General features: G+C 36.0%; 13 protein-coding genes. 9 read left to right on the forward strand and 4 right to left on the reverse strand.

Translation table 11 applies throughout. From position 1 onward, the window contains the following. Positions 1 to 37: 37 nt before the first annotated feature. The 5 genes from ACZ1GR_RS00390 (at position 38) to ACZ1GR_RS00410 (ending at position 6,380) form a co-directional block, all read left to right on the forward strand. On the forward strand, positions 38 to 1,090 hold the full coding sequence (locus ACZ1GR_RS00390) for an o-succinylbenzoate synthase (RefSeq protein WP_472610303.1): 1,053 nt from the start codon (positions 38 to 40) through the stop codon (positions 1,088 to 1,090). Beyond that, positions 1,081 to 2,040: a lysostaphin resistance A-like protein gene (locus tag ACZ1GR_RS00395; RefSeq protein WP_472610304.1), complete on the forward strand. Its 960-nt coding sequence runs from the start codon at positions 1,081 to 1,083 to the stop codon at positions 2,038 to 2,040. The genes ACZ1GR_RS00390 and ACZ1GR_RS00395 overlap by 10 nt, the downstream gene beginning before the upstream one ends. Beyond that, on the forward strand, positions 2,018 to 3,067 hold the full coding sequence (locus ACZ1GR_RS00400; RefSeq protein WP_472610305.1) for an AMP-binding protein: 1,050 nt from the start codon (positions 2,018 to 2,020) through the stop codon (positions 3,065 to 3,067). Before ACZ1GR_RS00395 ends, ACZ1GR_RS00400 begins: the two co-directional genes overlap by 23 nt. Before the next feature lie 32 nt (positions 3,068 to 3,099). After that, positions 3,100 to 4,446: a M24 family metallopeptidase gene (locus ACZ1GR_RS00405; protein ID WP_472610306.1), complete on the forward strand. Its 1,347-nt coding sequence runs from the start codon at positions 3,100 to 3,102 to the stop codon at positions 4,444 to 4,446. A 74-nt stretch (positions 4,447 to 4,520) separates the two neighbouring features. After that, the gene (locus ACZ1GR_RS00410; RefSeq protein ID WP_472610307.1) at positions 4,521 to 6,380 is read left to right on the forward strand and encodes a carboxypeptidase-like regulatory domain-containing protein; all 1,860 of its coding nucleotides are present in this window, start codon (positions 4,521 to 4,523) and stop codon (positions 6,378 to 6,380) included. Position 6,381: 1 nt separating this feature from the next. Here ACZ1GR_RS00410 and ACZ1GR_RS00415 read toward each other — a convergent pair whose 3' ends face one another. Next, positions 6,382 to 8,010 carry an acyl-CoA carboxylase subunit beta gene (locus ACZ1GR_RS00415; protein ID WP_472610308.1) on the reverse strand — a complete coding sequence of 543 codons (1,629 nt, stop codon included), beginning with the start codon at positions 8,008 to 8,010 and terminating at the stop codon, positions 6,382 to 6,384. 65 nt (positions 8,011 to 8,075) lie between these two features. Here ACZ1GR_RS00415 and ACZ1GR_RS00420 point away from each other — a divergent pair, with 65 nt between their 5' ends. The 3 genes from ACZ1GR_RS00420 to ettA all read left to right on the forward strand — a co-directional run bounded on the left by ACZ1GR_RS00420 (position 8,076) and on the right by ettA (position 11,032). Further along, on the forward strand, positions 8,076 to 9,059 hold the full coding sequence (locus tag ACZ1GR_RS00420; protein ID WP_472610309.1) for a Gfo/Idh/MocA family protein: 984 nt from the start codon (positions 8,076 to 8,078) through the stop codon (positions 9,057 to 9,059). A 62-nt stretch (positions 9,060 to 9,121) separates the two neighbouring features. Beyond that, the gene (locus tag ACZ1GR_RS00425; RefSeq protein ID WP_377766728.1) at positions 9,122 to 9,301 is read left to right on the forward strand and encodes a CAL67264 family membrane protein; all 180 of its coding nucleotides are present in this window, start codon (positions 9,122 to 9,124) and stop codon (positions 9,299 to 9,301) included. 39 nt (positions 9,302 to 9,340) lie between these two features. Next, the gene (gene ettA, locus ACZ1GR_RS00430; protein WP_472610310.1) at positions 9,341 to 11,032 is read left to right on the forward strand and encodes an energy-dependent translational throttle protein EttA; all 1,692 of its coding nucleotides are present in this window, start codon (positions 9,341 to 9,343) and stop codon (positions 11,030 to 11,032) included. Here ettA and ACZ1GR_RS00435 read toward each other — a convergent pair. The 3 genes from ACZ1GR_RS00435 to ACZ1GR_RS00445 form a co-directional block, all read right to left on the reverse strand. Beyond that, positions 11,029 to 11,712 (reverse strand): hypothetical protein, encoded by a 684-nt coding sequence (locus ACZ1GR_RS00435; RefSeq protein ID WP_472610311.1) that lies wholly within the window; start codon positions 11,710 to 11,712, stop codon positions 11,029 to 11,031. The two genes, ettA and ACZ1GR_RS00435, sit on opposite strands and share 4 nt — an antisense overlap. A 38-nt stretch (positions 11,713 to 11,750) precedes the next feature. Beyond that, a complete protein-coding gene (locus tag ACZ1GR_RS00440; RefSeq protein ID WP_472610312.1) occupies positions 11,751 to 12,314 on the reverse strand; it encodes a DUF1643 domain-containing protein in 564 nt (187 codons plus the stop codon). 66 nt (positions 12,315 to 12,380) lie between these two features. After that, a complete protein-coding gene (locus ACZ1GR_RS00445) occupies positions 12,381 to 13,157 on the reverse strand; it encodes an MBL fold metallo-hydrolase (protein ID WP_472610313.1) in 777 nt (258 codons plus the stop codon). A gap of 167 nt (positions 13,158 to 13,324) precedes the next feature. On the opposite strand from ACZ1GR_RS00445, the gene ACZ1GR_RS00450 reads away from it, so the two are divergent. Further along, positions 13,325 to 14,212 (forward strand): hypothetical protein, encoded by an 888-nt coding sequence (locus ACZ1GR_RS00450; protein WP_472610314.1) that lies wholly within the window; start codon positions 13,325 to 13,327, stop codon positions 14,210 to 14,212.

Here is a 14,212-nt window from a genome sequence, read left to right on the forward strand (position 1 = left end):
TTTATTTAGGCTTAAAATATAGCTAATTTTGAACTAGATGATAGCATTCTACAAACGTCATGAGCTTATTTTTAAACGCCCAAGTGGAACTTCAAGAGGTGTTTTAAAGAAAAAAGAAACTTGGTTTTTAATTTTAAAGAACGGCCAAAATTATGGAATAGGAGAGTGCGGGCTTTTAAGAGGTTTAAGTTTTGATGATGTTCCACATTATGAAGAAAAGTTAATCTGGGTCTGTGAAAACATAAATCTAGGTCTCAAAAATTTATTAATAGAGCTAATAGATTTTCCTTCAATACAGTTTGGTTTAGAGCAGGCTTTTTTATCGCTTCGAGCTAAAAATCCATTTCATCTTTACCCAAGTAATTTCATATTAAATGAGTCTCCTATTGAAATAAATGGACTTATTTGGATGGGTAGCAAAGAATTCATGCTCGAACAGATTTCAGAAAAGCTTGAATCTGGCTTTACCTGTATTAAAATGAAAATAGGGGCCATTGATTTTGAGACTGAACTGTCGTTGCTAAGTTCCATAAGAGAGGTATATGGCAAAGAAGAAATTGAACTGCGTGTTGATGCAAATGGCGCTTTTAAACCAACGGAAGCCTTATCTAAGTTAAAAACCTTATCCCAGTTTGAATTACATTCCATTGAACAGCCAATAAAGCCAGGTAACTTGCAAGAGATGACCCGTTTATGCAAAACAAGCCCGTTACCTATTGCTCTAGATGAAGAATTAATCGGCGTTACGAGTTTACAGGAAAAACGAAAAGTACTTGAATCCATAAAGCCCCAATATATTATTCTTAAACCAAGTTTGGTTGGCGGTTATAAAGGTTCACAAGAATGGATAGACCTAGCAGAAGCGCTTGATATAAAATGGTGGATTACAAGTGCCTTAGAGAGTAATATTGGGTTAAATGCAATTGCACAATGGACATACACCCTCAAAAGTAATTTACCACAAGGATTGGGAACCGGTAGTCTCTTTACCAACAATTTTGAAAGCCCTTTGCATGTAGCAAAAGGCAAGTTGTTTTATAGAAAAGATTTATCTTGGCAGCCAGATATAATAGAACAGTTATGTATATAGAACAGGGGTATAAAGGATTGCATGAAGGCTGGCGATACGTAGTAGGTATTATTGCAGTTGTTTTTGGTTGGCAGTTTATAGGAGGAATTCCTTTAGTAATTGCTTTAATATCAAAGTCAGGGCTTGATTCTTTAGTGACAACTCCAAGTGGAATGTCTGAATTGCTTGGAGCTAATGTTTTTCTATTCTTGATGCTACTAGCTTTTGTTTTCGGCATTTTATTCTTATTTATTTTTGTTAAATACGTTCATAAGCAATCCTTTAAATCTTTGACAACCTCAAGAGAAAAGATAGATTGGAAAAGAATAATTTTCGCATTTTCATTATGGGCTATAGTTTCAATTTTATTTATTTTATTGGATATTTACCTATCTCCGGATGATTACGTTTTAAACTTTAAGCTTGAAAAGTTTTTGATACTGGCCGCGATTGCGATAGCATTAATTCCGATACAAACTAGTATGGAAGAATATTTTATGAGAGGTTATGTAATACAAGGATTGGGAATCGCTGTAAAAAACAAATGGATACCTTTAATCGTAACATCATCAGTTTTTGGATTGTTACATATTTTTAATCCTGAAGTTCAGAAACTTGGCTACGGAATACTTGTTTTTTACATAGGTACTGGTTTTTTTCTGGGAATTATGACATTAATGGATGAGGGACTCGAACTTGCTTTAGGTTTTCATGCCGCAAATAATTTAACAGCAGCACTATTGGTAACTGCAGATTGGACCGCTTTTACAACAGATTCAATATATAGAGATGTTTCTGACCCAGTACTGGGTTGGGATGTTTTAGTTCCAGTTTTTATTGTATTTCCAATTTTACTATTCATTTTTTCAAAAAAATATAAATGGACCGATTGGAAGGAAAGACTTTTTGGAAAAGTCATGAGTAAAGAAGAATTTTTAGCTGTTGAGAATGGAAATCCATCCGAAGTTTAAACTTAATGGCGAGTCGTATTCTGTTCAAGAACTTAAAGAAGTTGCATATAGTTTAGTTAAAGAAGGAGAACCTTTTGAAGTTTCTATTGGTAACTTTCTACTCAACTGGTTGAGTACATCTAAAACACTTACGGTTTCTACTTCTGGGTCAACAGGTACACCAAAACAAATTCGGCTTCAAAAAACACAGATGGTCAATTCTGCATTGGCTACGGGAAGTTTTTTCAACTTAAAAGCGGGAAATTCTGCTTTGCTTTGTTTACCATGTAATTTTATTGCAGGTAAAATGATGCTGGTAAGAGCTATGGTTCTAGGTCTGGAAATGGATAGCGTTGAACCGAGTTCAAATCCATTAAGAGAAGTTATAAAAACTTATGATTTTGGAGCTATGATTCCGCTTCAAGCTCAAAATTCACTAAAAAAATTACAACTAATTGATAAGCTTATTTTAGGGGGAACCTCACTCAATCAAAAACTGAGAAATCAACTAAGCCCTTTAAATACATCTATTTACGAAACTTATGGTATGACCGAGACTATAACACATATAGCCGTTAGAAAGCTCGAAGCTGACAAATTCGTAACCCTTCCAGATGTAACCGTTGTTCAAGATTCAAGAGAATGTTTGGTTATAAATGCCCCAAAGATTTCCACTGAAGAAGTGATTACCAATGATGTAGTAGAATTAATTTCTAATACCGAATTTAAATGGCTAGGTAGATACGATACAATAATTAATTCCGGAGGGATTAAATTGATTCCCGAACAAATAGAACTAAAACTCTCAAAAATTATTGATAATCGTTTTTTTGTTGCCGGAATACCCGATGAATCTTTAGGTGAAAAATTGGTTTTAGTAGTTGAAGGCAAAATTAACACCGATAATATATTGGAGAAAATACAGAGTTTAAAGTACCTATCTAAATATGAAAAGCCTAAAGTCGTTCTACGTATTAAAAAGTTTATTGAAAGTGCCAACGGAAAAGTATTGCGTTTCAAAACACTTTCTACATCGGTAAAGAACTGATATTTCGTATTTTTCATTATCAATTAACCCAAATGAAAAATACGCTGCTAATACTTAGTTTTATTCTTCCTTTTCTTTTAACATCACAACAGATATTGCCCGAAAATGAACGGGCTAGGGTAGTAGATGAAATTTTAGAAGACCGTTTTAATAACCTTTTGCCACAATTGATGGATAAGACGGATATTGATATGTGGATTCTAATTTCAAGAGAATATAATGAAGATCCTGTATTACGTACTATGCTCCCAGCCAAGTGGTTAAATGCACGGCGCAGAACTATTTTGGTTTTTTATAGAAATAAAGAAAAGAATACAATTGATAAACTTGCCGTTGCCAGGTATAATGTTGGTAAGAGTATTCAATCTGCTTGGGACAAAGAAAAGGAGCCTAATCAATGGAAACGATTAATGGAGCTTATAGAAGAACGGAATCCTAGTAAAATTGGATTAAACTTTTCTAAAGACCACAATATTGCAGATGGGTTGGATAAAACCGATTATGATGAGTTTATTAAGAATCTTCCAAGCAAGTACAAAAACAAAGTCGTTTCAGCAGAGCAGTTAGCAGTACGTTGGATAGAAACTCGTACCAAACGTGAAATGATAATCTATAACCAATTGGTAGCTATTACTCATGATATTATAGCCGAAGCATTTTCCGAAAAAGTGATTACTCCTGGTATTACAACTACGACTAAAGTGGAGTGGTGGATGCGGCAAAAAGTAACGGACTTGGGTTTAAAAACCTGGTTTCACCCTACAGTAGATGTACAAAGAACAAGTGAAGAATTGGTCGGTCATTTGTATTCATTTTCCGGTAGGCCCGATGATATGGTAATTCTGCCGGGCGATTTGTTACACTGTGATTTCGGAATTACTTATTTACGCCTAAATACGGATTGTCAAGAATTGGCTTATGTGCTCAGACCTGAAGAAAAAAGTGCTCCTGACTTTTTGGTTAATGGTCTTAAAGATGGAAATCGTGTTCAGGATTTTTTAACCAAGAACATGATTAAAGGTAAAACGGGAAATCAAATTTTGGCAAAATCTTTGGCCGAAGCTAAAGCTAGTGGTATAAGACCAGCAATTTATACGCATCCGCTTGGTTCATATGGGCACTCTGCGGGTACTACAATTGGTATGTGGGATTCTCAAGGCGGGGTAATGAAAGATGATGGTGAAAACTATCCGTTAAATCCAAATACGGTTTATGCCATCGAACTAAATACTACGATTACCATTCCTGAATGGAAAAGAGACATTCGAATTATGCTTGAAGAAGCAGGTTTTTATGGTGAAGACGGATTTAGATATGTGAATGGCAGACAAACAGAATTATTGCTTATACCAAGAGTTAAATTACATCAAGGTAACTAGTTAGCTAAATTTACTTATAGAAAGAGACAAATAAATAATTCAAATTTTGTATTTTCAAGGTATAAAAATTGGTTATGAAAAAGTTAATCCTTCTATTTTTGTTTTCCGCATCATTCTGTATTGCCCAAAGTATTCCTAAAAATATTACTGGCCAAGTAAGCGATGGTTTAGTACCAATGGCTAATGTTTCAATATCGGTAGAAAACGAATCGGAATCTATTTTCACCAATAAAGAAGGGAAATACAGTCTCAAAGCAAATGTAGGAACCATAATTACATATAGCTATCAGGGAATGAAAACTATACGTATAAAAGTAGAAGATGTTACAAGAATATTAAATGTTACGATGGTTCCAGATATTGAAGAATTAGATGAGGTTGTTGTTGTTGGAAGTAACAGAAAATCTCAATCGGATTTAGCCTTGGAGTACCCAACTAATCAAAATTTAATAAGAACTGCTTTTGGATATTTAAATGCAGAAACCGCTGCAGGTAACATTCGATTTTTATATGAAGATGAAATCAATTCTGTAGCGGTATGTATTCTTGATTTATTGAGAAATGAGTTTTCAGGTGTTCGTGTTGAGGGAACTTGTTTGGGAGCTTTTGGGCCAGGAGCAGGAACATCTACACAACTGACTAATATCACTGGGCAAAGAAGTAATGATCCAGGAGTGGTTGCACTAAGTAATGCTGGCACAGGTGTGAGTAGTAGTTTAAATAGTGGTAAAGTATTTATTAGAGGTGGAAATTCTCTTTTTAATCCAAGGGCTGCAATATTCGATGTAGATGGACAAATTTTTAATGACGCCCCTATTTGGTTAGAAGTTAAGAATATTAAGCGTTTAGCAATTCTAAGTAATTTTGCAACTACTACTCAATACGGCAGCGCTGGTGCTGGCGGGGTAGTTGTAATCAATACAGTAGCTGGGAGCCCAAAGTCGAATAAAGTATTTGATAGGGCCAGACTAAGAAATAATTTTTTGTCCGGCACTATTTTAAGTGCTAAGGAACTTAAACGAAATATGCCTACATATTTTCAAGAAATCGAGGCAAGCAATTCTCTAGACGAGGCGAAAAAGGTCTATACTAAATATGCAAAACAATATAGCAGCTTGCCATATTTTTCTTTGGATATGCAAAAATATTTTAGGGAAAAGTGGAATGAAAACTCTTTTGCCGATAATATTGTTGCGTCTAACAAATTCCTTTTTGAAGACAACCCAGTATTACTAAAAGCTTTGGCTTATCAATTCCAAGAACAGAGTGAATATGAAAAAGCTAATTTAATCTATAAAAAAGTGCTTAAGCTGAGACCCAATTATGCACAATCATATTTGGATTTGGCAAATAGTTATAGAGAGCTAAGAAACTCTACTCAAGCAGCCGCTATTTATACAAGATATATTCATTTAGTTGAAAATAATTTGCTGAAATTAGATTCTTTAGGTTTTGGACCAATATTGGAGCGTGAGTACAATAATTTTTTATTCTTAGACAAAACTTCAATTGTTAAGGGGAAAGAAGCTAAGGACTTGTATATTGCAAAGGAAGACTTTAATGGGACAAGGTTGGTATTTGAATGGAATGACAGTGAAGCCGAATTTGATTTGCAATTTGTAAATCCTGGTAAACAATATTATACTTGGAAGCATAGTTTAGCAGATAATTCAGAAACTATTTATAGAGAAAAAGACTATGGGTATAATACAACGGAATATTTATTGGATTATGCCCTTCCTGGGACTTGGAGTATAAATGTAAATTATTTGGGAAATAAAAGTTTGAGTCCGACATACCTAAAGGCAACTGTTTACTATAATTATGGAACTAAGGCACAGCGGAAAGAGGTAAAGACTTTTAAACTTTCTTTAAAAAATGTCAATCAGAAGCTTTTTAAAATAAATGTAGGGGACAAATTAGCAACTAGATAATTTACACCTGCAAAACCCCCAAATTAAATTGTTTTTCAATTGGAGCATGGTTGGCTGCCGCTATACCCATTGAAACCCACTTTCTGGTATCCAAGGGGTCAATAATGGCGTCCGTCCATAGACGAGCCGCAGCGTAATAGGGAGAAACTTGATTATCATAGCGGTCTTTTATGCTTTTAAAGAGTTCTGCTTCTTTTTCTTGAGTAATTTTTTCACCTTTTTTTTCCAAGGAGGCTTTTTCAATTTGCAACAATACTTTAGCTGCTGAATTACCACTCATAACGGCTAGCTCTGCACTTGGCCAGGCAGCGATTAATCTAGGGTCATAAGCTTTTCCGCACATAGCATAATTGCCCGCTCCATAACTGTTGCCGATAATAATTGTGAATTTCGGTACAACGGAGTTACTTACAGCATTGACCATTTTTGCACCGTCTTTAATGATACCGCCGTGTTCACTTTTGCTTCCTACCATGAATCCGGTAACATCTTGTAAAAATACTAGGGGTATTTTCTTTTGATTACAATTGGCTATAAATCGGGTGGCCTTATCTGCAGAATCAGAATAAATAACACCGCCAAATTGCATTTCACCTTTTCCGTTTTTCACTACTTTTCTTTGATTAGCAACAATACCTACTGCCCATCCATCAATTCTGGCATAGCCGGTCAGAATGGTCTTTCCGTAATCAGCTTTGTACTGGTCAAATTTTGAATCATCGACAAGCCTTTCAATAATTTCTAACATATCATACTGGTCAGAACGTGAAGCGGGCAAAATACCATAAATGTCTTCTTGCTTCTTGGTAGGCAATTTAGATGTAGTACGATTATATCCTGCTTTATCAAAGTCCCCGATTTTACCCATTATATTTTTTATGATCGATAAAGCTTCTGCATCGTCTTTCGTTTTGTAATCAATTACACCACTTATTTCAGAATGAGTGGTAGCGCCGCCCAAAGTTTCATTATCAATACTTTCGCCGATTGCCGCTTTTACCAAATAACTTCCTGCTAAGAAAATACTACCCGTTTTGTCTACAATTAAAGCCTCATCGCTCATAATTGGTAAGTAAGCTCCCCCAGCAACGCAACTTCCCATAACGGCAGAAATTTGGGTAATTCCCATACTGCTCATAATGGCGTTGTTTCTAAAAATCCGACCGAAGTGTTCTTTATCGGGAAAAATTTCATCTTGCATGGGCAAGTAAACTCCGGCACTATCAACCAAATAAATTATCGGTAGTTTATTCTCGATAGCAATTTCTTGGGCGCGTAAATTTTTCTTTCCAGTAATGGGAAACCAAGCCCCGGCCTTAACGGTCGCATCATTGGCAACTATCACACACTGTTTGCCTTGAACATAACCGATTTTTATAACAACACCACCTGATGGGCAACCACCATGCTCTTCATACATTCCTTCACCGGCAAAGGCCCCAATTTCAATCGCATCTTTAGCATTATCCAAAAGATAATCAATTCGCTCTCTTGCGGTCATTTTTCCTTTTGCATGATGTTTTTCGATACGGCTTTTACCTCCACCTAGTTTGACCTTGGCAAATCGTGTTCTTAGTTCTGATACTTTTAGCTTATTTTGGTCTTCGTTTTTATTGAACTTGATGTCCATAAATGAAATTCTTGTTACGTTTATGGCTTAAAGATAAGCACTAATACTGATTTGTTTATAGCACTATGAAAAGTAAGATAAGATGGGGAATAGTCGGTCCGGGTAAGATTGCAAAAGAGTTCGCAGATGATTTAATGCAAGTTGTTGATGCAGAACTTACTGCGGTAGGTTCTAGAAATATGGACAGGGCTATTGCTTTTGCAGATGTGTACAAGACACCTCACATTTTTGATGACTACGACCATTTATTTGCCTGTCCTGATGTTGATGTAATCTATATTGCTACCCCACATACTTTTCATAAAGATTTAGCCATTAGGGCAATGAAGGCTGGTAAGCACGTATTGTGCGAAAAGCCTTTAGGTATTAATGTTAAGGAGGTTAAAGAAATGATAGCTTCCGCCTCAGAGAATAAGGTGTTTTTAATGGAGGCATTATGGTCGCGGTTTAACCCTACGATACAAAAAGTAAAAGGCATTGCAGAAAGTGGGACTCTAGGGGATCTCCGATATATTAATGCTGATTTTGCCTTTTACGCTTTGGATAAGTCGAAGGAATCAAGGCTCCTTAATTTGGATTTGGCGGGGGGGTCTATTCTAGATATCGGAATTTATCCGGTCTTTCTTTCGTATTTGCTTTTGGGCATGCCTAAAAGAATAGAAGCAATCTCAAATTTCAATGATGACGGAACCGAAATTCAAACCTCCGTTATTTTTCAATATGAAAATGCGCAGGCCATATTGCATAGTAGTTTGGCCAATGAATCGAGAATGAGCGCTGAAATTTCAGGAACAAAAGGTAGCATTACATTAGACCCACGATTTCATGAAACTCAAGGATATCATTTAAAGGCAGCTAACGAAATTCGGCACTATGAGTTACCTACAAATGGCAAAGGCTATACTTATGAAATTATCGAGGTTAATAATTGTATAAAGGAAAACAAGACTGAAAGCACCTTATGGTCTCATAAGAATAGTCTAGAACTTATTAATTTGTTGGATACGATACGTCAAAAAACCGGTGTTAGTTTTCCTTTTGAAAATTAAAATATGGCAAAAGGTTGTTCATTTTTTACGATATTTGATTTTACACATAAAATTAGAGCGAATTGAAGGATAAAAATACAGTTTTGAGTTGGGCAGTTTTTATAATGATTTTTGTGGGAATGGGAATGATTGCCTTAGGTGCCTTTAAATATGATGAAGTAGCTGGATATGGTTTTGCTGCCGTGGGCGTTGGTTTTTTTGCCATCGCTTGGGTTTTTAATGCACTAAAGGGGCGTGTATAGTTTTTAATTTTTCTTCCAATTTTAATTTCAAAATAGACAATGTCAGACGATAAAAAAGTCATTTTCTCAATGTCTGGGGTAACCAAGACATACAAAAATGCAAACACACCGGTTTTAAAAAACATTTATCTGAGCTTTTTTTATGGTGCTAAGATTGGTATTCTTGGTCTCAATGGTTCTGGTAAGTCCACCTTATTAAAAATTATAGCTGGGGTCGACAAAAACTTTCAGGGCGATGTGGTTTTTTCACCTGGTTATAAAGTGGGCTATCTTGAACAGGAGCCACAATTAGACGAGAATAAAACGGTGCTTGAAATCGTAAAAGAAGGTGCTGCCGAAACGGTTGCGATTCTAGATGAGTACAACAAAATAAACGACATGTTTGGCTTGCCCGAGGTATATGAGGATGCAGACAAGATGCAAAAACTCATGGATAAACAAGCGGAACTTCAAGATAAGATTGATGCAAGTAATGCATGGGAACTTGATACTAAGCTCGAAATAGCAATGGATGCCCTGCGCACACCAGATTCAGATAAAAAGATAGGCGTGTTGTCAGGTGGTGAGCGCAGGCGTGTGGCTTTATGTAGATTATTGCTTCAAGAACCGGAAATCTTATTATTAGATGAGCCAACCAACCATTTAGATGCAGAATCTGTTCATTGGTTAGAGCATCATTTGGCGCAATATAAAGGAACCGTAATTGCAGTTACTCACGATAGGTATTTTTTGGATAATGTTGCCGGTTGGATTTTAGAGTTGGATAGGGGAGAAGGTATTCCTTGGAAAGGAAATTACTCAAGTTGGTTAGACCAAAAATCAAAGCGATTGGCGCAAGAGAGCAAGCAAGCATCAAAACGTCAAAAAACTTTAGAAAGAGAATTAGAATGGGTGCGTCAAGGGGCCAAAGGGCGCCAAACCAAGCAGAAAGCTAGGTTGAAGAATTACGATAAACTCATGAGTCAAGATCAAAAACAACTTGACGAAAAATTAGAAATTTATATTCCTAATGGTCCCAGGCTTGGAACAAATGTTATTGAGGCTAAAGGAGTGAGCAAGGCATATGACGATAAATTGCTTTATGAAGATTTAAACTTTAACCTTCCCCAAGCCGGTATTGTTGGTATTATTGGCCCGAATGGAGCTGGTAAAACAACAATATTTAGAATGATAATGGGTGAAGAACAAGCCGATAAGGGCGAATTTGTTGTCGGTGATACCGCCCAATTGGCCTACGTAGACCAGAGTCATTCTAACATTGACCCAGATAAATCGATTTGGGAAAATTTTAGCGATGGTCAAGAGTTGGTCATGATGGGGGGCAGACAAGTGAATTCGAGAGCGTATTTAAGTCGGTTCAACTTTTCAGGAAGCGAACAGAATAAAAAAGTTAGTATGCTGTCCGGAGGAGAGCGTAACCGCCTTCATTTAGCGATGACCTTAAAGGAAGAAGGAAATGTACTTTTATTGGATGAGCCTACCAATGACCTAGATGTAAATACATTGCGAGCCTTGGAAGAGGGGCTAGAAAACTTTGCCGGTTGTGCAGTTGTTATTTCGCACGATAGATGGTTTTTAGATCGAATTTGCACACATATCTTGGCTTTCGAGGGCGATTCTCAAGTCTATTTTTTTGAAGGTTCTTTTTCCGATTATGAAGAGAACAAAAAGAAACGTTTAGGGGGCGATTTAATGCCAAAACGTATCAAGTACAAAAAACTGATTCGTTAATTTTCGGTCTTTAATTTTTCTAAAGTCTTTTGAAGTAGTCTTTTGCTTCGGTCAACGTACATTTTCTTTTGTAGCTCTACTGCGCTCGATGATTTAGGTTCATCGGCATTTAGTGTTTTAAGCAATCTATTCAGTTCTTGTTCTGCCGCTTGAAGGCTTTTATCCACTTTAGAAATGTATTTTGCCAATTGCAAGGTTTCCAGATCTTGATTCTCAAGATTTGAAGAAGATTCAATTGCCTCACTTGAACTTTCTTCTTCAGAATAAGACTTAGAAGCAGTATCATCCTCACTATCAGATTTTTGTAATTCTGACATGCTACATTCGTCTAAAGCAGTTATTAATTCATTGATTAGGGACTTTGATTTTTTTGTAAAAAACCTGCCGGCATCCCAATCTACAGGTTCAATAGCTTTATTCAGGTTTTTTAAAATAGAAAAGGTTTTGTCTTCTGCTTCACTGCATCCGCAATCATTTCGTAGCGCTTCCGCTTTTTCCATCGCGATAAGTGCTCGTTCGGCATAATACATTTGATGTTCAAAATTTGTTGCGCTAAGGGCCTTATTAGAATGTGAAAGGGCATAAGTTACTTTAGAGTATAGGTTATCACAGGCACTTGACTCTTTTGAATAATGGAAAAATGGATTTAAAAAGATAAAAAGAATGTAAAGATATTTCATGGGGTTTAGGCTAGTATTGCATGTTGGTTTTTATGAATTCAATCCTGTTTCATTTGATGAATGATTGGTTTTAGCTTTGTATTAACGTAGTTTTCAACATTAAATTTTTTTAACTCTGATTTTGTTGCTTTATATAACGGATGAGCAGGATGTCCTTTTTTTGTTGGAACACCGATTATTTTCCAATTTAAGTTTAGGTCTTTTAAGTTTTCATGGATGCTTAGCATACAAAGAGAAAGGTATGTGCGTGATTCTATGAGATTACCAAAGGCGAGCCATATGGTATCAATTTTTAATTCTAAAATCGATTGTTTAATGGCATAACTATTTTTCAAGCGCAAATGATGGTTTACTTCTTTATCCAAAAGGCTAGGGTCGGTACTTCGTTGTGGATATAGGTTATACATTACCCAACCGTCATAGCCATTAAAAGCGGCGATACGTTTCACTGATTTAAGTGTATTGTCTAAATCATTTGGACTTGCAGTACTGGGATTTATACCGATACAGGCAATCGTATTACTGGTTTTTTTTCCCAATACATATCTAACTGTATTGCAGGCAGAATTGCTGTATACCCATTCTATGTTTTCAAAGGCCATTTAACATAACTTGAAAAGAGTGCTCAAATAACGAACGCTGAAAATAGTATTGTAGTATATTTCTTACTACAAATCGTTATTTGGATACCAATCCAACTGCACTACTTCAATCTTTTGATTGGTTTTATGAACGAGGGTTCTGAACTTGGTCACATCACTAACATCTGGTCGGCCCCTATAATGGTATGGATAAACCTGCTTTGGTTTAAACTCAAGAACAGCATCGGCTGCACTTTCCTCAGTCATGGTATAGGGAAGGTTCATACAGATAAAGGCCATGTCTATATTCTTAAGAGCTCTCATTTCAGCAATGTCTTCAGTATCGCCGGAAAAATAAAGGCGTTTACCATCCATATTCAAGACATAACCATTACCTCTACCTTTCGTATGAAACTTTAGGGCTTCTTCTCGCAAATTATACATTGGTATGGCTTCGACGGTAATACCGAAACGTTCTTTTGACTCCCCGTTGTTAAGCACATCGATCTGTGGAGTAAATTCTTCAGGTATTTTATCGGCAACAACTTGGGGGACTATGATTTTAGCGTTCTCGGTATTCAAAGCTTGAAGCGTTTCCAAACTAAAGTGGTCACCGTGTATATCAGTAATCAAAATAAGGTCTGGTTCTGCATAAGGCTTAAACTTTTCAAGACCGCCAACTGGATCAATATAAATGGTAAATTCCTTCCACTCTAAGACTGCAGTTGCATGTTCTATAGGATGTATTTTCACATCTTCTTCAACCGTCATGACCGATTTTTGAGTTGTTTTTCGAGAAGATTTCTCCTTACATCCAATCAAAAAGAAAAGAAGCAGAACGATATAGACATTAGATTTAGTCACTTTACAAAAGTTTAACATTCTCTTTAAAGGTACATTATGACTAGGTTGGAGAAAAAAAATTAACATTTTAATTATTTAAAACATCCAAAAGAAATCTTGTCACGTAAATAGACCAGAAGCAAACAATATAGGTTTGTTTAAAAGAAAGATATTAAAATCAAATTATTATGACAGACACTAAAAGTAACAACAGTTTAAAAGTGATAGCAGGTCTATTAGGGGTTATCCTACTAGGAACTATCATTTTCGCGGTAACTCAATATAACGAGAACAAGAAGAACACCGCAGCACTTACTCAAGAAAAAGAGTTGGTAGTTGAAGATTTAAATAATCTTAAATCAGAGTATGACAAAGCAATTTTAGAAAGCAATGCTACAAACGAAGAGTTGGTAGCTGCAAGAGATAACATTGCGCAGTACATTGATTCTGTACAAAGTATGAAAGCTGATATTGCTTCACTTTCTAGATACAGAAGACAAGTAAGTGTTTTAAAAGCAGAGCGTGAAGAGTTATTGAGACAAGTTGATTCGTTGTCACAGTCTAATACTATGTTGGCTATGCAAAGAGATAGTACATTCGTTGAATTGGAGAAGCAAACCGTATTCAACGATTCTTTAGTTGTGCAGAATACACAATTAGCTGATGCCGTAGAAAGAGGTTCAGCTTTAAACTTGACTACACAAAGTGTTGATGCAGTAAAAGAAAGAAGCAGTGGGAAATTAGTTTCAACATCTAGAGCCAAAGCAACCGATAAATTTAGAGTATGTTTCACTGTAGCTCCAAATACCATTGCTCAGGCAGGAGATAGAGAATTCTTTATCGAAGTATTAGACCCACAGGGTAATATCTTAGGTGAGAGCTTGAGCAAGTCTAATGAGAGTGGTGCTTCAATTTCTTATACGAAAGGAACACAATTCTATTATGAGAATGGGGCCTTAGACGTATGTGATTATGTAAATAAACCAGCTGGAGATTTCCAAAAAGGAAACTATATGGTGAATGTATATGACGATGGATTGAAATTATTAGGCACATCAAAATTCACGTTAAAATAA

The sequence above is a fragment of the Croceitalea sp. W27 genome (genome assembly GCF_055693185.1).

Excerpts from the sequence above, each read along its gene's own strand:
- ACZ1GR_RS00390 (WP_472610303.1), top strand. The coding sequence starts at position 38 with ATGATAGCATTCTACAAACGTCATGAGCTTATTTTTAAACGCCCAAGT.
- ACZ1GR_RS00395 (WP_472610304.1), top strand. The coding sequence starts at position 1,081 with ATGTATATAGAACAGGGGTATAAAGGATTGCATGAAGGCTGGCGATAC.
- ACZ1GR_RS00400 (WP_472610305.1), top strand. The coding sequence starts at position 2,018 with ATGGAAATCCATCCGAAGTTTAAACTTAATGGCGAGTCGTATTCTGTT.
- ACZ1GR_RS00405 (WP_472610306.1), top strand. The coding sequence starts at position 3,100 with ATGAAAAATACGCTGCTAATACTTAGTTTTATTCTTCCTTTTCTTTTA.
- ACZ1GR_RS00410 (WP_472610307.1), top strand. The coding sequence starts at position 4,521 with ATGAAAAAGTTAATCCTTCTATTTTTGTTTTCCGCATCATTCTGTATT.
- ACZ1GR_RS00415 (WP_472610308.1), bottom strand. The coding sequence starts at position 8,010 with ATGGACATCAAGTTCAATAAAAACGAAGACCAAAATAAGCTAAAAGTA.
- ACZ1GR_RS00420 (WP_472610309.1), top strand. The coding sequence starts at position 8,076 with ATGAAAAGTAAGATAAGATGGGGAATAGTCGGTCCGGGTAAGATTGCA.
- ettA (WP_472610310.1), top strand. The coding sequence starts at position 9,341 with ATGTCAGACGATAAAAAAGTCATTTTCTCAATGTCTGGGGTAACCAAG.
- ACZ1GR_RS00435 (WP_472610311.1), bottom strand. The coding sequence starts at position 11,712 with ATGAAATATCTTTACATTCTTTTTATCTTTTTAAATCCATTTTTCCAT.
- ACZ1GR_RS00440 (WP_472610312.1), bottom strand. The coding sequence starts at position 12,314 with ATGGCCTTTGAAAACATAGAATGGGTATACAGCAATTCTGCCTGCAAT.
- ACZ1GR_RS00450 (WP_472610314.1), top strand. The coding sequence starts at position 13,325 with ATGACAGACACTAAAAGTAACAACAGTTTAAAAGTGATAGCAGGTCTA.